At 62.2% G+C, this 17,276-nt stretch carries 12 protein-coding genes; 1 reads left to right on the forward strand and 11 read right to left on the reverse strand.

Features of this window, described 5'->3' with window-relative positions; all coding sequences use genetic code 11:
- Positions 1-133: 133 nt before the first annotated feature.
- The 4 genes from tuf to rpsL form a co-directional block, all read right to left on the reverse strand.
- Positions 134-1,309, reverse strand: coding sequence for an elongation factor Tu (tuf, locus tag AB3G45_RS17485; RefSeq protein WP_367831751.1), 1,176 nt, complete (start codon positions 1,307-1,309; stop codon positions 134-136).
- Positions 1,310-1,372: 63 nt separating this feature from the next.
- Positions 1,373-3,472, reverse strand: coding sequence for an elongation factor G (gene fusA / locus AB3G45_RS17490; RefSeq protein WP_367831752.1), 2,100 nt, complete (start codon positions 3,470-3,472; stop codon positions 1,373-1,375).
- 32 nt (positions 3,473-3,504) lie between these two features.
- Positions 3,505-3,975, reverse strand: coding sequence for a 30S ribosomal protein S7 (gene rpsG / locus AB3G45_RS17495; protein WP_023516514.1), 471 nt, complete (start codon positions 3,973-3,975; stop codon positions 3,505-3,507).
- A 55-nt stretch (positions 3,976-4,030) separates the two neighbouring features.
- Positions 4,031-4,402: a 30S ribosomal protein S12 gene (gene rpsL / locus AB3G45_RS17500; RefSeq protein WP_022719193.1), complete on the reverse strand. Its 372-nt coding sequence runs from the start codon at positions 4,400-4,402 to the stop codon at positions 4,031-4,033.
- Positions 4,403-4,958: 556 nt separating this feature from the next.
- On the opposite strand from rpsL, the gene AB3G45_RS17505 reads away from it, so the two are divergent.
- Positions 4,959-5,252 (forward strand): transcriptional regulator, encoded by a 294-nt coding sequence (locus AB3G45_RS17505; protein ID WP_367831753.1) that lies wholly within the window; start codon positions 4,959-4,961, stop codon positions 5,250-5,252.
- A 94-nt stretch (positions 5,253-5,346) separates the two neighbouring features.
- Here the strand turns inward: AB3G45_RS17505 and rpoC are convergent, their stop codons facing one another.
- The 7 genes from rpoC to nusG all read right to left on the reverse strand — a co-directional run bounded on the left by rpoC (position 5,347) and on the right by nusG (position 17,266).
- A complete protein-coding gene (gene rpoC, locus AB3G45_RS17510) occupies positions 5,347-9,558 on the reverse strand; it encodes a DNA-directed RNA polymerase subunit beta' (RefSeq protein ID WP_367831754.1) in 4,212 nt (1,403 codons plus the stop codon).
- A 154-nt stretch (positions 9,559-9,712) separates the two neighbouring features.
- Positions 9,713-13,852, reverse strand: a complete 4,140-nt coding sequence (gene rpoB, locus AB3G45_RS17515; RefSeq protein ID WP_367831755.1) for a DNA-directed RNA polymerase subunit beta — start codon at positions 13,850-13,852, stop codon at positions 9,713-9,715.
- A 253-nt stretch (positions 13,853-14,105) separates the two neighbouring features.
- Positions 14,106-14,483, reverse strand: a complete 378-nt coding sequence (rplL, locus tag AB3G45_RS17520) for a 50S ribosomal protein L7/L12 (RefSeq protein ID WP_367831756.1) — start codon at positions 14,481-14,483, stop codon at positions 14,106-14,108.
- A 60-nt stretch (positions 14,484-14,543) separates the two neighbouring features.
- Positions 14,544-15,062 carry a 50S ribosomal protein L10 gene (gene rplJ, locus AB3G45_RS17525; protein ID WP_367831757.1) on the reverse strand — a complete coding sequence of 173 codons (519 nt, stop codon included), beginning with the start codon at positions 15,060-15,062 and terminating at the stop codon, positions 14,544-14,546.
- A gap of 341 nt (positions 15,063-15,403) precedes the next feature.
- The gene (rplA, locus tag AB3G45_RS17530; RefSeq protein WP_367831758.1) at positions 15,404-16,096 is read right to left on the reverse strand and encodes a 50S ribosomal protein L1; all 693 of its coding nucleotides are present in this window, start codon (positions 16,094-16,096) and stop codon (positions 15,404-15,406) included.
- 4 nt (positions 16,097-16,100) lie between these two features.
- The gene (gene rplK / locus AB3G45_RS17535) at positions 16,101-16,532 is read right to left on the reverse strand and encodes a 50S ribosomal protein L11 (protein WP_367831759.1); all 432 of its coding nucleotides are present in this window, start codon (positions 16,530-16,532) and stop codon (positions 16,101-16,103) included.
- A gap of 203 nt (positions 16,533-16,735) precedes the next feature.
- A complete protein-coding gene (gene nusG / locus AB3G45_RS17540; protein WP_367831760.1) occupies positions 16,736-17,266 on the reverse strand; it encodes a transcription termination/antitermination protein NusG in 531 nt (176 codons plus the stop codon).
- Positions 17,267-17,276 lie beyond the last annotated feature (10 nt).

Raw genomic sequence — 17,276 nt, forward strand, 5'->3', positions numbered from 1 at the left:
TGATTCTGGCGGTTCCATAAAGGAACGCACACGAAAACACAATTGCCGAAAGGCCAGTCCGCTACATTTTCAAAGACCGGAGGGGCAGGGTTGCCCCCTGCCCTTCCTATTTCAGCGGCCTATGGCCTGAATGTTACTCGACGATCGAGGCGACGATGCCGGCGCCGACGGTGCGGCCGCCTTCGCGGATGGCGAAGCGCAGCTTTTCTTCCATCGCGATCGGAACGATCAGCTCGACTTCAACCGTGACGTTGTCGCCCGGCATGACCATTTCCGTGCCTTCCGGCAGCGAGACGATGCCCGTCACGTCCGTCGTGCGGAAGTAGAACTGCGGACGGTAGTTCGTGAAGAACGGCGTATGACGGCCGCCTTCTTCCTTCGTCAGGATGTAGGCTTCGGCCATGAACTTCTTGTGCGGCTTGACCGAACCCGGCTTGCACAGGATCTGGCCACGCTCGACGCCGTCACGCGTGACGCCGCGCAGAAGCGCACCGATGTTGTCGCCGGCCTGGCCCTGGTCGAGCAGCTTGCGGAACATTTCCACGCCCGTGCAGGTCGTCTTCGTCGTCGGGCGGATGCCGACGATCTCGATTTCCTCACCGACCTTGACGATGCCGCGCTCGACGCGACCGGTCACGACCGTGCCGCGGCCCGAGATCGAGAACACGTCTTCGATCGGCATCAGGAACGGCTGGTCGATCGGACGCTCCGGCGTCGGGATGTAGGCGTCGACGGCAGCCATCAGCTCGCGGATCGCGTCTTCGCCGATCTTCTTGTCCGAATCTTCGAGAGCGGCCAGAGCCGAGCCCTTGATGATCGGGATGTCGTCGCCCGGGAAGTCGTAGGACGACAGAAGTTCGCGAACTTCCAGTTCGACGAGTTCGAGCAGTTCCGCGTCGTCGACCTGGTCGACCTTGTTGAGGAACACGACGATCGCCGGAACGCCGACCTGGCGGGCGAGCAGGATGTGCTCGCGCGTCTGCGGCATCGGGCCGTCGGCGGCAGAGCAGACCAGGATCGCGCCGTCCATCTGGGCAGCGCCGGTGATCATGTTCTTGACGTAGTCGGCGTGGCCGGGGCAGTCGACATGCGCATAGTGGCGGTTCGGCGTCTCGTACTCGACATGTGCCGTCGAGATGGTGATGCCGCGGGCCTTTTCTTCCGGAGCGGCGTCGATCTGGTCATACGCCTTGAACTCGCCGAAATACTTCGTGATCGCTGCCGTCAGCGACGTCTTGCCATGGTCAACGTGGCCGATCGTGCCGATGTTTACGTGAGGCTTGTTGCGCTCAAACTTACCTTTTGCCATTTCCGGCTCTCCGTTCCTGATCCCGCGAGGGGAAATTCATACAATTGGTGGGGCGTACCCCGGTCACTTCTGACCGGAGTACTTTGCCTGGATTTCCTGCGCGACGTTCGAGGGAACCGGCGCATAGTGGTCGAAGACCATCGAGTACTGGGCGCGGCCCTGCGACATGGAGCGCAGGTTGTCCACGTACTTGAACATGTTGGCCAGCGGCACGTTGGCGGCGATCACGACGGCGACGCCGCGCGATTCCTGGCCCTGGATCTGGCCGCGACGGGAGTTCAGGTCGCCGATGACGTCGCCGACATAGTCTTCCGGCGTCACGACTTCGACCTTCATCATCGGCTCCAGCAGCTGGGCGCCGGCTTCGCGGGATGCTTCACGGAAGCAGGCACGCGAGGCGATTTCGAAGGCGAGGACCGAGGAGTCGACGTCGTGGAAGGCGCCGTCGATGAGCGTCGCCTTGACGCCGAGCATCGGGAAGCCTGCGAGCGGACCGGAGGACAGAACGCTTTCGATACCCTTCTGGACGCCCGGGATGTATTCCTTCGGAACAGCACCGCCGACGATCTTGGATTCGAATGCGAAATCTTCGCCTTCCGGGTTCGGTTCGAAAACGAGCTTCACGCGGGCGAACTGGCCGGTACCACCGGTCTGCTTCTTGTGCGTGTAGTCCTTCTCGGTCTTGCGCGTGATCGTCTCGCGGTAGGCGACCTGCGGGGCGCCGACGTTTGCTTCGACCTTGAACTCGCGACGCATGCGGTCGACGATGATGTCGAGGTGAAGTTCGCCCATGCCCGCGATGATCGTCTGGCCGGATTCCTCGTCGGTCTTGACGCGGAAGGACGGGTCTTCGGCCGCGAGACGGTTGAGCGCGAGGCCCATCTTTTCCTGGTCGTTCTTGGTCTTCGGCTCGATCGCGATCTGGATGACCGGCTCGGGGAATTCCATGCGCTCCAGGATGACCGGCTTCAGCGGATCGCAGAGCGTGTCGCCCGTCGTCGTGTCCTTGAGGCCGGCGAGAGCGACGATGTCGCCTGCAAAGGCTTCTTCGATGTCTTCACGCGAGTTGGAATGCATCTGCAGCATGCGGCCGACGCGCTCGCGCTTTTCCTTGACCGTGTTCATGACCGACGTGCCCTTTTCGAGCTTGCCGGAATAGATGCGGGCGAAGGTGAGCGAACCGACGAAGGGGTCGTTCATGATCTTGAACGCGAGCATGGAGAGCGGCTCGGCGTCGTCTGCATGACGCTCGATCTCGGCTTCCGTCTTCACGTCGATGCCCTTGATCGCCGGGATGTCGGCCGGCGACGGCAGGTAGTCGACGACGGCGTCGAGCAGCGGCTGAACGCCCTTGTTCTTGAACGCCGTACCGCAGAACATCGGGTGGAACTTCACCTCGATGGTGCCGCGGCGAACGAGTTCGCGGATCTTTTCGTTGTCCGGGTAGTTGCCTTCGAGATAGGCTTCCATCGCGGCCTCGTCGATCTCGACGACGGTCTCGATGAGCTTCTCGCGGTACTCCTCGGCCTTTTCCTTCATGTCTTCCGGAATCTCGACGACGTCCCACTGCGCGCCGAGCGATTCGTCGCGCCAGACGAGTGCGTTCATCTCGACGAGGTCGATGACGCCCTTGAAGTCGCTTTCAGCGCCGATCGGCAGCTGCATGACGACGGCGGTCGCACCGAGGCGCGACTTGATCATGGAAACCGAGCGGTAGAAGTCCGCGCCGGTCTTGTCCATCTTGTTGCAGAAGATCATGCGCGGAACGTTGTACTTCTCGGCCTGACGCCAGACGGTTTCCGTCTGCGGCTCTACGCCGGCATTGGCATCGAGAAGGGCGATCGCGCCGTCGAGCACGCGCAGCGAGCGCTCGACTTCGATGGTGAAGTCGACGTGGCCGGGGGTGTCGATGATGTTGAAGCGACGGGTCTTGCCGTCACGGCCCTTCCAGAAGGTCGTGGTGGCAGCGGACGTGATCGTGATGCCGCGTTCCTGCTCCTGCTCCATCCAGTCCATCGTGGCGGCGCCGTCATGGACTTCGCCGATCTTGTGGGACTTGCCGGTGTAGTAGAGGATGCGTTCGGTCGTCGTCGTCTTGCCGGCGTCGATATGCGCCATGATACCGAAATTTCGGTAGTCTTCGATTTTGTATTCGCGAGCCATTAACGGACTCCTTTCGAGACGTCTAGTTTCGGTTACCAGCGGTAATGCGAGAACGCACGGTTGGCGTCGGCCATCTTGTGCGTGTCTTCGCGCTTCTTGACGGCGCTGCCGCGGTTGTTCGCTGCGTCCATGAGTTCGCCGGAAAGGCGCTCGACCATGGTCGTTTCGTTACGCTTGCGGGCAGCAGCGATCAGCCAGCGGATGGCCAGAGCCTGACGACGCTCCGGACGAACGTCGACCGGAACCTGGTACGTCGCACCACCAACGCGGCGCGAGCGCACTTCGACGTGCGGCGCGACGTTGTCGAGAGCCGAATGGAACACGCCGAGCGGATCGGCCTTTGCCTTGCCCTGAACGACATCGAAGGCGCCGTAAACGATCGTTTCGGCGACGGACTTCTTGCCGTCCAGCATGATGGCGTTCATGAACTTGGTGACGACGAGATCGCCGAACTTCGGGTCCGGGTTGATCTCGCGCTTTTCTGCTCTATGGCGACGGGACATACTTTTCGTCTTTCTTCAAATGGTTCCGACCAGCGAAATGGCGCCGGTTACTGTATTATTTCGGACGCTTCGCGCCGTACTTGGAGCGGCGCTGCTTGCGGTTCTTGACGCCCTGGGTGTCGAGAACGCCGCGGATGATGTGGTAGCGCACGCCCGGAAGGTCCTTCACGCGGCCGCCACGGATCATGACGACGGAGTGTTCCTGCAGGTTATGGCCTTCGCCCGGGATATAGCCGATGACTTCGAAGCCATTGGTCAGGCGGATCTTGGCGACTTTACGCAGAGCCGAGTTCGGCTTCTTCGGGGTCGTCGTGTAGACGCGGGTGCAGACGCCGCGCTTCTGGGGGTTTTCCTGCAGAGCAGGAACCTTGTTGCGCTTTACCGACGCCTGGCGCGGCTTGCGGATCAACTGGTTTACGGTAGGCATAGAACCATCCCTTGCAAATCTAGTCTCGTTTACCCTTGCGGGCGGATACATGGCCACACGCGTGTTCATGCGCAATAAGAGGCCGATCCGCTTCTGCAGACGACCTCCATAGGCAGAGGACGCGATATAACCGCGTCATGCGTGCAGCATTCATGTTCTCAACGTGCGTCGAGCCCTGTTTGAGGCGAACTTCAGAACGAGTCGTTCCGAACCAGCCAGCCTCACATAGGCTCTGATGGCGTGCGGTCTACTGACTTAAGGGCAAAAGGTCAAGGGGCGGGGCGAAAGAATCCCGGGGCCGCATGGCTGGCCCGCCTGAAAAGCAGGGCTTTCAGCGCCCTTCCCTGCCAGGTGCGAGGAGATTTCAGACCGAACCGTCATCGCCGCACGATATTAAGAAAGCGTGAAGACGGAATCAACCGGAAGGGTCGGCAGGCGCCGGATGCATCCACTGATTCCCTTCCATCACCTTTTCCGGCCGGCCCCGATTTTGCGTTTGGGCTCGCCCGCCCTACCCTTTATAGGAACCGGTATCATCGACCCGAAAGGAACGCCCATGCCGTCCAATGCCGATAATGACAACACGCTCGACGACCCGATGGTCTTCATCATCATCGGCAAGGCCTACGAGCGGGAGGGCGACGAGGGTATCGACATCCACGTCATGCTGCGCGCGCCCGACGACGACACCGCCGTGCGCGAGGCGCTGAACGCACTCTCCGAGGAAGGCTTCCTCGAGGCCGACCTCGACCAGATCGGCACGCTGACCGGCACGCCCGAAGACGAGCCGCATGCCTCAGCCTACAAGGGCGCGCTCGAAGGGGAAGTGGCGATCATCCGCTTCGCATGATCCCGCCGCCTGAAGACAGAAAAGCCGCCCGGCGACCACCGGGCGGCTTTTTTGTCTGGGACGACAGGGCAGCGAACCGCCCTGCCCTGCAACCTTACTCGGCCGCTGCGTTCTCGCCGCCGGCGAGGTCCGCCAGCATCGGGGTTGCAACGCCGGCGCCGGTCGACTTACGGCGCTCGTCGAGGATCATCTCGTCGCGGGCCGTCGCGATGCGGCGGATCTGCGTCATGGTGCCGCCGGTGCCGGCCGGGATGAGGCGGCCGACGATGACGTTCTCCTTGAGGCCCTGCAGGCCATCGGTCTTGCCGGCGATCGCAGCTTCCGTGAGGACCTTGGTGGTCTCCTGGAAGGATGCGGCCGAGATGAACGACGGGGTCTGCAGCGACGCCTTGGTGATGCCGAGGAGGACCGGATCGCCGTAAGCCGGCTTCTTGCCTTCCTCGATCAGGCCGTCGTTGACGTCTTCCAGCTCGATCCGGTCGACGTTGTCGCCGACGATGTAGTTCGAGTCGCCGGCATCCGTGATCTCGACCTTCTGCAGCATCTGGCGAACGATCACCTCGATGTGCTTGTCGTTGATCACCACGCCCTGCAGACGGTAGACTTCCTGGATTTCGTTCACGAGGTAGGAAGCGAGTGCTTCCACGCCCTTGATCGCCAGGATGTCGTGCGGCGCCGGGTTGCCGTCGAGGATGTAGTCGCCCTTTTCGATATAGTCGCCGTCCTGAAGGTGGAAGGGCTTGCCCTTCGGGATCAGGTACTCGACCGGCTCGACACCGTCTTCCGCCGGCTCGATCATCACGCGACGCTTGTTCTTGTAGTCGCGGCCGAAGCGAACCGTACCATCGATCTCCGCGATGATGGCGTGGTCCTTCGGACGACGGGCTTCGAACAGTTCGGCAACGCGCGGCAGACCGCCGGTGATGTCCTTGGTCTTGGCGCTTTCCAGCGGCGAGCGGGCAAGAACGTCACCCTGCGAGACCTTCTGGCCCGGCTCGACCGAGAGGATCGCGTCGACCGAGAGCAGGAAGCGGGCTTCGCCACCGCGGGACAGCTTGGCGACGGCGCCATTCTTGTCCTTGATGATGATCGCCGGCTTCAGGTCCGTACCGCGCGGCGTCGAGCGCCAGTCGATGACCGAACGCTTGGTGATGCCGGTGGATTCGTCCGTCGATTCCAGAACCGAGATACCGTCGACCACGTCTTCGAAGTGAACGGTGCCCTCGACTTCCGTCATCATCGGACGGGTGTAGGGGTCCCACTCGGCGAGACGCTGGCCGCGCTTCACCTTGTCGGCATCGTCGACGAAGATCTTCGAACCGTAGGCGACGCGCTGCGAGGAGCGTTCCACGCCGCGCTCGTCGAGGATGGTGATCGCCATGTTGCGGCCCATCGCGACGAGTGTGCCGTCGGAATTGCGCAGCATGTTGCGGTTCTTGATCTGCACCGTGCCTTCATACGAGGCTTCCAGGAACGACTGGTCGACCACGGTCGCCGTGCCGCCAAGGTGGAAGGTACGCATGGTGAGCTGGGTGCCTGGTTCGCCGATCGACTGCGCCGCGATGACGCCGACGGCCTCGCCCATGTTGACGGGCGTGCCGCGTGCAAGATCTCGACCGTAGCATACGCCGCAGACGCCGGTCTGGATCTCGCAGGTCAGCGCCGAGCGGATGCGGATCGACTGGATGCCAGCCTTCTCGATCGCCACGACGTCGGCTTCGAGGATCATCTTGCCGGCATCGACGATGCGCTCACCCGTGACCGGATGATCGATATCGTCCAGAGCCGTACGGCCGAGAACGCGGGTGCCGATCGAGGCCACGACCTGGCCGGCATCGACGATCGCCGTCATGGTGAGGCCCTTGTCGGTGCCGCAGTCGACATGCGTGACGATGCAATCCTGCGCGACGTCGACGAGACGGCGGGTCAGGTAGCCGGAGTTCGCGGTCTTCAAGGCGGTGTCCGCCAGACCCTTGCGGGCGCCGTGCGTCGAGTTGAAGTACTCGTTCACGGTCAGGCCTTCCTTGAAGTTCGAGATGATCGGTGTCTCGATGATCTCGCCGCTCGGCTTCGCCATAAGGCCGCGCATGCCGCCCAGCTGGCGCATCTGGTTCGGAGAACCGCGGGCGCCCGAGTGGCTCATCATGTAGATCGAGTTCATCGGCTTCTGGCGGCCGGTCTCGGGGTCGAATTCGACGGCCTTGATGCGCGCCATCATCTCTTCCGCGACCTTTTCGGTGGCCTTGCCCCAGGCGTCGACGACCTTGTTGTACTTCTCGCCCTGGGTGATCAGGCCGTCATTGTACTGCTGCTCGTATTCCTTGACGAGATTTTCGGTGTCGCCGACGATCTTCGCCTTGGTGTCCGGAATGACCATGTCGTCCTTGCCGAACGAGATGCCGGCGCGGCAGGCGTGGCTGAAGCCGAGCTGCATGATGCGGTCGCAGAAGATGACCGTGTCCTTCTGGCCGCAGTGACGGTAGACCGTGTCGATCATCTTGGAGATGTTCTTCTTGGTCATTTCCTGGTTGCAGATGTCGAACGGGATGTTGCCGTTCTTCGGCAGCAATTCGCCGATGATCATGCGGCCGGGCGTCGTCTCGAAGATCTTGGTGTAGGGCTTGCCCTCGCCGTCGACCGACTTGTAGCGGCCGCGGATCTTCGCATGCAGCGTGACGACCTTGTTTTCCAGAGCGTGGTGCAGTTCGCCCATGTCGGAGAAGGCCATGCCTTCGCCCGGCTCGTTCTGGTTCAGGATCGACAGGTAGTAGAGGCCGAGAACCATGTCCTGCGAGGGAACGATGATCGGTGCGCCGTTCGCCGGATGCAGGATGTTGTTCGTCGACATCATCAGCACGCGCGCCTCAAGCTGGGCTTCCAGCGAGAGCGGGACGTGGACGGCCATCTGGTCGCCGTCGAAGTCGGCGTTGAAGGCCGTGCAGACGAGCGGGTGCAGCTGGATCGCCTTGCCTTCGACCAGGATCGGTTCGAAGGCCTGGATGCCCAGGCGGTGCAGCGTCGGCGCGCGGTTCAGGAGAACCGGATGCTCGCGGATCACCTCGTCGAGGATATCCCAGACTTCCGGCTTTTCCTTCTCGACCAGCTTCTTGGCCTGCTTGACGGTCGAGGAGAAACCCTTCGCGTCGAGGCGAGCGTAGATGAACGGCTTGAAGAGTTCGAGCGCCATCTTCTTCGGCAGGCCGCACTGGTGCAGCTTCAGTTCCGGACCCGTCACGATGACCGAACGGCCGGAATAGTCGACGCGCTTGCCGAGCAGGTTCTGGCGGAAGCGGCCCTGCTTGCCCTTGAGCATGTCGGACAGCGACTTCAGCGGGCGCTTGTTGGCACCGGTGATGACGCGGCCGCGGCGGCCGTTGTCGAACAGGGCGTCAACCGATTCCTGAAGCATGCGCTTCTCGTTACGGATGATGATGCCCGGTGCGCGCAGCTCGATGAGGCGCTTCAGACGGTTGTTGCGGTTGATGACGCGGCGGTAGAGATCGTTGAGGTCGGACGTCGCGAAACGGCCGCCGTCCAGCGGGACGAGCGGGCGCAGGTCCGGCGGGATCACCGGAACGACCTTCATGATCATCCATTCCGGACGGTTGCCGCTCTCCATGAAGTTCTCGACGATCTTCAGGCGCTTCATCAGCTTCTTCTGCTTCAGCTCCGACGTGGTGTCCGCCAGGTCCGAACGCAGGTCGCCCGCGATCTTTTCCAGATTCATCGAGGCGAGCATCTCGTAGATGGCCTCGGCGCCGATCATCGCCGTGAACTGGTCTTCACCATATTCGTCGACGGCGATCATGTATTCTTCTTCGGAAAGAAGCTGGTTTTCCTTGAGCGCGGTGAGGCCCGGCTCCGTCACGATGTAGTTCTCGAAATAGAGAACGCGCTCGACATCCTTCAGCGTCATGTCGAGGAGCGTGGCGATGCGCGACGGCAGCGACTTCAGGAACCAGATATGGGCGACGGGCGCGGCGAGCTCGATATGGCCCATGCGCTCGCGGCGAACGCGCGACAGCGTGACTTCGACGCCGCACTTCTCGCAGATGATGCCCTTGTACTTCATGCGCTTGTACTTGCCGCACAGGCACTCGTAGTCCTTGATCGGCCCGAAGATGCGCGCGCAGAACAGACCGTCGCGTTCGGGCTTGAACGTGCGGTAGTTGATGGTTTCCGGCTTCTTGATCTCGCCGTACGACCAGGAAAGGATCTTTTCCGGAGACGCGATCGAGATACGGATGGAATCGAACGTCTGCGCAGGCACCTGCGGGTTGAAAAGGTTCATGACCTCTTGGTTCATGCCTATCTCCTTCGTGGGCCAATGGCCCTCTGCTTAGCAGCCGATTGCGGCGATACCCGGGTGCCGCAAGGCTGCTTGAAACGGATGAGCCGCCCCCGGCCTTCCGGCGGGAGCGGAAACGGTGCGCGCCTCTTAGGCGCGCACCTGATCAGGCTTATTCCGCCGCGTCGGGAAGCTGGCCGGCTTCCGCGTTCGGATCGACCTTGGAGTTCTCGAGTTCGACCGACAGGCCGAGCGAGCGCATTTCCTTGACGAGAACGTTGAAGCTCTCGGGAATGCCCGCCTCGAACGTGTCGTCGCCGCGCACGATCGCCTCGTAGACCTTGGTGCGGCCCGCCACGTCGTCCGACTTCACGGTCAGCATTTCCTGCAGCGTGTAGGCGGCGCCGTAGGCTTCGAGCGCCCAGACTTCCATTTCCCCGAAGCGCTGTCCGCCGAACTGCGCCTTGCCGCCCAGCGGCTGCTGGGTAACGAGCGAGTACGGGCCGATCGAGCGTGCGTGGATCTTGTCGTCGACAAGGTGGTTCAGCTTGATCATGTACATGTAGCCGACCGTGACCTTGCGGTCGAAGGCCTCGCCCGTGCGGCCGTCGTAGAGAACCGACTGGCCGGAGGAGTTGAGGCCCGCGCGCTCCAGCATGCTGGCGACGTCCGGCTCATGCGCACCGTCGAAGACCGGGGTCGCGATGGAAACGCCCTTGCGGGACTGCTCGGCGAGCTTGACCAGGGCTTCGTCGTTGAAATGCGCGACTTCGTCCTTGGCTTCGCTCTCGTAGACTTCCGTCAGCTCGCGCTTCAGGTCCGAGATGTCCATCGTCTTGCGGTACTCGTCGAGCAGGTCGCCGATCTTCTTGCCCATGCCGGCGCAAGCCCAGGCAAGGTGGGTTTCGAGGATCTGGCCGACGTTCATGCGCGAGGGCACGCCCAGCGGGTTGAGGCAGATGTCGACATGCGTGCCGTCTTCGAGGAACGGCATGTCCTCGATCGGCAGGATGCGCGAGACCACGCCCTTGTTGCCGTGACGGCCGGCCATCTTGTCGCCCGGCTGGATCTTGCGCTTCACGGCGACGAAGACCTTGACCATCTTCATGACGCCCGGAGGCATCTCGTCGCCGCGCTGGACCTTCTCGACCTTGTCCATGAAGCGCTGTTCGAGGCGCGACTTGGATTCGTCGTACTGGCCGCGGAGCGCTTCGATCTCGCCCTGGACCTTCTCGTCCTCGACGGCGAACATCCACCACTGCGAGCGGGGATATTCGGAAACGACGGCGTTCGACAGCTCGGTGCCCTTCTTGAAGGCCTTCGGGCCGGCGACGGCGACGTGGCCGCGCAGCATGTCGACCAGACGACCGTAGACGTTGCGGTCGAGGATCGCCTGCTCGTCGTCACGGTCCTTGGCCAGACGCTCGATCTCTTCCCGCTCGATCGCCATCGCGCGTTCGTCCTTCTCCACGCCGTGGCGGTTGAAGACGCGAACTTCGACGACCGTGCCGAAGGTGCCGGGCGGCATGCGCATGGAGGTGTCGCGAACGTCGGAGGCCTTTTCACCGAAGATGGCGCGCAGGAGCTTTTCTTCCGGCGTCATCGGGCTTTCGCCCTTCGGGGTGATCTTGCCGACCAGGATGTCGCCCGGCTGAACCTCTGCGCCGATATAGACGATACCGGCTTCGTCGAGGTTCTTCAGCGCTTCTTCCGAGACGTTCGGAATGTCGCGCGTGATTTCTTCCGGGCCGAGCTTCGTGTCGCGGGCCATGACTTCGAATTCCTCGATGTGGATCGAGGTGAACACGTCCTCCGAGACGATGCGCTCGGACATGAGGATCGAGTCTTCGTAGTTGTAGCCGTTCCACGGCATGAACGCGACGAGCGCGTTGCGGCCGAGAGCCAGGTCCCCGAGGTCGGTCGACGGACCGTCCGCGATGATGTCGCCCTTGTTCAGAACGTCGCCGACGGTGACCAGCGGGCGCTGGTTGACGCAGGTGTTCTGGTTGGAACGCTGGAACTTCTGCAGCCGGTAGATATCGACGCCGGACTTCGACGGATCGAGGTCCTCGGTGGCGCGGATAACGATACGGGTCGCGTCGACCTGGTCGACGACGCCGCCGCGGCGGGCCGCGATGGCGGCGCCCGAGTCACGGGCGACGACCGGCTCCATGCCGGTGCCGACGAACGGGGCTTCGGCGCGCAGCAGCGGCACGGCCTGACGCTGCATGTTCGAGCCCATGAGCGCGCGGTTCGCGTCGTCGTTCTCAAGGAACGGGATGAGCGCGGCCGCGACCGAAACGAGCTGCTTCGGCGAGACGTCCATCAGGTTGATCTGGTCGCGCGGGGCGAGCATCACTTCGCCGGCGTGACGGCAGACGACGAACTCTTCAGCGAACGAGCTGTCGCTTTCGAGCACCGAGTTGGCCTGGGCGACGTGGTACTTGGCCTCTTCCATGGCGGAGAGGTAGACCACGTCGTTCGTGACCTTGCCGTCGACGATCTTGCGGTACGGGCTTTCGATGAAGCCGTACTTGTTGACGCGGGCGAAGGTCGCAAGCGAGTTGATGAGACCGATGTTCGGGCCTTCCGGCGTTTCGATCGGGCAAATGCGGCCGTAATGGGTCGGGTGAACGTCGCGGACTTCGAAGCCCGCGCGCTCGCGGGTCAGACCACCCGGGCCAAGGGCCGAGAGACGGCGCTTGTGGGTGATTTCCGAAAGCGGGTTCACCTGGTCCATGAACTGCGAGAGCTGCGAGGAACCGAAGAATTCGCGAACGGCGGCAGCCGCCGGCTTCGCGTTGATCAGGTCCTGCGGCATGACCGTGTCGATCTCGATCGAGGACATGCGTTCCTTGATCGCGCGCTCCATGCGCAAGAGGCCGAGACGGTACTGGTTCTCCATCAGTTCGCCGACCGACCGGACGCGGCGGTTGCCAAGGTTGTCGATGTCGTCGATCTCGCCCTTGCCGTCACGCAGCTCGACCAGCATCTTCACGACGGCGAGGATGTCTTCCTTGCGCAGCGTGCGGACCGTGTCGGCGACCTCGAGGTCGAGACGCATGTTCATCTTCACGCGGCCGACGGCGGAGAGGTCGTAACGCTCCGCATCGAAGAACAGCGTGTTGAACATGGCTTCGGCCGAATCCATGGTCGGCGGCTCGCCCGGGCGCATGACGCGGTAGATGTCGAACAGCGCGTCCTGGCGGTTCTCGTTCTTGTCCGCGGCGAGCGTGGAGCGGATATAGGCGCCGACATTGATATGGTCGATGTCGAGGACCGGGATCTCGTCGAAACCGGCCGCCAGGATGACCGGCAGGGTCTTCTCGTCGATCTCGTCGCCGGCTTCGAGATAGATCTCGCCCGTCGAATAGTTGACGACGTCTTCGGCGAGGTAGTTGCCGTAAAGCTCTTCGTCCGTCGCCTTGAGGGCCTTGAGGCCCTTTTCGGAGAGCTGCTTGAGAAGGCGCGGCGTCAGCTTCTTGCCGGTCTCAACGACGACTTCGCCGGTATCGGCGTCCACCATGTCCGAGACGGCCTTCTGGCCCTTCAGCGCGTCCGGGTTGAAGGGTACGCGCCAGCCTTCGCCGTCGCGCTGGTAGAGCGACTTCGTGTAGAAGGTCGACAGGATCTCTTCGCCGTCCATGCCGAGCGCCATAAGGAGCGAGGTGACGGGGATCTTGCGGCGGCGGTCGATGCGCGCATGGACGATGTCCTTGGCGTCGAACTCGATGTCGAGCCAGGAACCGCGATAGGGGATGACGCGGGCCGCGAAGAGCAGCTTGCCGGAGGAATGGCTCTTGCCCTTGTCGTGGTCGAAGAACACGCCCGGCGAACGGTGCATCTGGGAAACGATGACGCGCTCGGTGCCGTTGACGATGAACGTGCCGTTGTCGGTCATGAGCGGCATGTCGCCCATGTAGACGTTCTGTTCCTTGATGTCCTTGATGGACTTGGCGCCCGTATCTTCGTCGATATCGAACACGATGAGGCGCAGCGTCACTTTGAGCGGCGCTGCATAGGTCAGGTCACGCTGGCGGCATTCCTCGACGTCGAACTTCGGCTGCTCGAATTCGTAGGAGACGAATTCCAGCATGGAAGCGCCGGAGAAATCGGTGATCGGGAAGACCGACTTGAAAACGGTCTGAAGGCCCTCGTCCGGGCGACCGCCGGCGGGCTCTTCGACCATCAGGAATTGGTCGTAGGATGCCTTCTGAACCTCGATGAGGTTCGGCATGACTGCGACTTCGGGGATTTTTCCAAAAAACTTGCGTACGCGCCTACGACCGTTAAACGAAAGGGTCTGAGCCATCGTCGCTCCTTCAAATTTGCATCCGGGCCTGCAACGGACGGGGTTCGCTGGCCAGTCGATCCCGTCGACCAATGGGTTGGTTCAATCTCGTCTCGCCTGCCGGTTGACGGGCCGGATTGCCAGTCGCTCGGTGGAAGACCATCCTCTTGAAGAACCCATTACCCAAAAGCCGGTTTTCGCGGCTTTTGGGTAATCAGTTCGGAGGAATCATCAATGGGAGAGGGTTTTCACCCTCCCCCATCGCATTCCGGTATTACTTGACGTCGACCTTCGCGCCAGCGTCCTCAAGCTTCTTCTTGAGGTCGGCAGCTTCGCCCTTCGAGACGGCTTCCTTGACCGGCTTCGGAGCGCCTTCGACGAGGTCCTTGGCTTCCTTGAGGCCGAGGCCGGTGATGGCGCGGACTTCCTTGATGACGTTGATCTTGTTGGCGCCAGCGTCAACGAGGATAACGTCGAATTCGGTCTTTTCTTCTTCAGCCGGAGCAGCAGCAGCGCCGCCGCCGACAGCAGCGACAGCTACGGGAGCAGCAGCCGAGACGCCCCACTTCTCTTCGAGCAGCTTGGAAAGCTCAGCAGCTTCCAGAACGGTCAGAGCGGAGAGGTCTTCAACGATCTTTGCGAGATCAGCCATTGTCATAGTTCCTTATATTCGGTTCGAACTGGTTAGTTTGATTTACAGCGAAAAACCGCCTCAAGCGGCTTCGTCCTTCTTGGCGTAGGCTGCGAACACGCGGGCAAGCTGGCTTGCCGGTGCTGCAACGACCGTGGCGACGCGCGTGGCCGGGGCTGCAAGGAGGCCCAGCAGCTTTGCACGAAGCTCGTCGAGCGAAGGCAGGGTCGCAAGCGACTTGACTGCTTCTGCGTCGAGTGTGGTCGCACCCATGGCGCCACCGAGAACAACGAGCTTGTCGTTGGTCCTGGCGAAATCCATGGCTACCTTCGGAGCGATCATCGGATCATTTGCATATGCAATGAGCGTCTGACCCTGGAAGAGATCAGACATCCCTTCCGACTCCGTACCCTGAAGGGCAATTTTGGCCAGGCGGTTCTTCGCGACCTTGACGGTGCCACCGGCCGCACGCATCTTCGTACGAAGATCGTTCATCTGTGCGACGGTGATGCCGGCGTAGCGGGCCACGACAACCGAACCGGAAGCCTTGAAGACTTCGTTCAGCTCCGTGACGAATTCGCGTTTTTCCGCTCTTTCCACTGTGCCTATCTCCAGTTGACAGGACCGTGACTTCTCACGGGACCTGCCGGGTTTACCTTTGCCGCCAGGGATCCGCTTCAAAAGGGATCCCGAGCGACGCTCGAGGATCCTGTCCCCCCGCGCTCGACCGAATGGCCGCGACACAAGGTAAGGTAGGTTCGAACCGAATTTCGGCGTCATCCGACGCGGAAGAAATCCAGGTCTCACCCCGTCTCATGCAGGCTAAAGTGATTAAGGGATAACCACCTGCAATCTCGGACAGGAGTTCCGGGTTGCCCCGGAAATCCCCGGCCAGACAAGGCCGGGAATTCTGTTGCGGTTCGGCCGGAGCCGAACCGGAATTAAGCGACCGTCGACGGGTCGATCTTGACGCCCGGGCCCATCGTCGAAGAGATGGCGACGCGCTTGACGTAGTTGCCCTTGGCGCCGGTCGGCTTTGCCTTGATGACGGCGTCGGCGAAAGCCTTGATGTTCTCTTCCAGGGCCTTGGCGTCGAAGGAAGCCTTGCCGATGCCGGCATGGATGATACCGGCCTTCTCGACGCGGAACTCGACAGCGCCGCCCTTGGATGCCTTGACGGCGCCGGCGACGTCCATGGTGACGGTGCCGACCTTGGGGTTCGGCATCATGCCGCGCGGGCCGAGAACCTTGCCGAGACGGCCGACGAGCGGCATCATGTCCGGGGTGGCGATGCAGCGGTCGAACTCGATCTTGCCGCCCTGGACGATCTCGACCAGGTCTTCGGCGCCGACGATGTCCGCACCGGCGGCCTTGGCTTCGTCAGCCTTGGCGCCACGGGCGAAGACGGCGACGCGAACGTCGCGGCCGGTGCCGTTCGGCAGGTTGACCACGCCGCGGACCATCTGGTCAGCGTGGCGCGGGTCGACGCCGAGGTTCATGGCGACTTCGACGGTCTCGTCGAACTTGGCGGTCGCACGCTCCTTGACGAGGGCGATGGCGTCGGACAGGGCAACGAGCTTGGTCGGGTCGATGCCTTCACGGATCTTCTGGAGACGCTTTGCAATCTTGGCCATGGTCTTAACCCACCACTTCCAGGCCCATGGCGCGGGCGGAGCCCTCGACCATTGCCATCGCGCCTTCGATATCGGCGGCGTTGAGATCCTTCATCTTGGCTTCGGCGATCGACTGGATCTGAGCCTTGGTGAGCTTGCCGATGGCACCGCCCTTGCCGGGGGTCTTCGAGCCGGACGTGATCTTGGCTTCCTTCTTGAGGAAGTAGGTCACCGGCGGCTGCTTCATCACGAACGTGAAGGACTTGTCCTGGTAGTAGGTGATGACGACCGGGATCGGCATACCCTTTTCCATTTCCTGCGTCGCTGCGTTGAACGACTTGCAGAATTCCATGATGTTAATGCCACGCTGACCAAGCGCCGGGCCGATCGGCGGGGACGGGTTTGCCGATCCTGCCTTGACCTGAAGCTTGAGCTGGCCTGCAACTTTCTTAGCCATTTCTCTCTGCCTTTCAGAATGCGGCCGGTCGCCCGGCCCGTGATGCCGGCCAAAAGACCGGCGGCTGCGGTTGCGTGGTGCGGACGGGGCGCCCGGCTACAGGCCGCCTGCCCTTCCACGCGATCGGCGGAAACTTCCGCCACCAACCCTCGATGAGAGGATTGGATTTCCCTCAAGCAGCGCCCGGAGGCACCGCCCAAAAATCAGATTTTCTCGACCTGGGCGTATTCCAGTTCGACCGGGGTGGCTCTGCCGAAGATCGACACTTCCACCTTGAGGCGCGACCGCTCCTCGTCGACATCCTGCACGGTGCCGTTGAACGAGGCGAACGGGCCGTCGGAGACGCGGACCTGCTCGCCGATCTCGAAGGAGACCGAGGGCTTCGGACGATCGACGCCGTCCTGGACCTGCGCCAGGATGCGTTCGGCCTCGCTGTCAGGGATCGGAACCGGCTTATTGTCGGAACCGAGGAAGCCCGTGACCTTCGGCGTGTTCTTGATCAGGTGGTATGCCTCGTCGGTCAGGTTCGCCCGCACCAGCACGTAGCCGGGGAAGAACTTGCGCTCGGCGTCGACCTTGCGGCCACGACGCACCTCGACAACCTTCTCGGTCGGCACGAGAATCTTTTCGAAGAGGTGATCAAGGCCCTTCTGGCGCGCCTTGTTCTCGATGTCCTCTGCGACCTTCTTCTCGAAATTCGAATAGGCGTGGACGATGTACCAACGGGAAGCCATGTTCATCTCC

The organism is Shinella sp. S4-D37, from assembly GCF_040812195.1.
Lineage (GTDB): Bacteria > Pseudomonadota > Alphaproteobacteria > Rhizobiales > Rhizobiaceae > Shinella.

Bases quoted from the DNA above. Each gene is read 5' to 3' on its own strand.
- rpoB (WP_367831755.1), bottom strand. From the start codon at position 13,852: ATGGCTCAGACCCTTTCGTTTAACGGTCGTAGGCGCGTACGCAAGTTT.
- rplA (WP_367831758.1), bottom strand. From the start codon at position 16,096: ATGGCCAAGATTGCAAAGCGTCTCCAGAAGATCCGTGAAGGCATCGAC.
- rplK (WP_367831759.1), bottom strand. From the start codon at position 16,532: ATGGCTAAGAAAGTTGCAGGCCAGCTCAAGCTTCAGGTCAAGGCAGGA.
- fusA (WP_367831752.1), bottom strand. From the start codon at position 3,472: ATGGCTCGCGAATACAAAATCGAAGACTACCGAAATTTCGGTATCATG.
- rpsG (WP_023516514.1), bottom strand. From the start codon at position 3,975: ATGTCCCGTCGCCATAGAGCAGAAAAGCGCGAGATCAACCCGGACCCG.
- rpoC (WP_367831754.1), bottom strand. From the start codon at position 9,558: ATGAACCAAGAGGTCATGAACCTTTTCAACCCGCAGGTGCCTGCGCAG.
- rplL (WP_367831756.1), bottom strand. From the start codon at position 14,483: ATGGCTGATCTCGCAAAGATCGTTGAAGACCTCTCCGCTCTGACCGTT.
- rpsL (WP_022719193.1), bottom strand. From the start codon at position 4,402: ATGCCTACCGTAAACCAGTTGATCCGCAAGCCGCGCCAGGCGTCGGTA.
- AB3G45_RS17505 (WP_367831753.1), top strand. From the start codon at position 4,959: ATGCCGTCCAATGCCGATAATGACAACACGCTCGACGACCCGATGGTC.
- tuf (WP_367831751.1), bottom strand. From the start codon at position 1,309: ATGGCAAAAGGTAAGTTTGAGCGCAACAAGCCTCACGTAAACATCGGC.
- nusG (WP_367831760.1), bottom strand. From the start codon at position 17,266: ATGGCTTCCCGTTGGTACATCGTCCACGCCTATTCGAATTTCGAGAAG.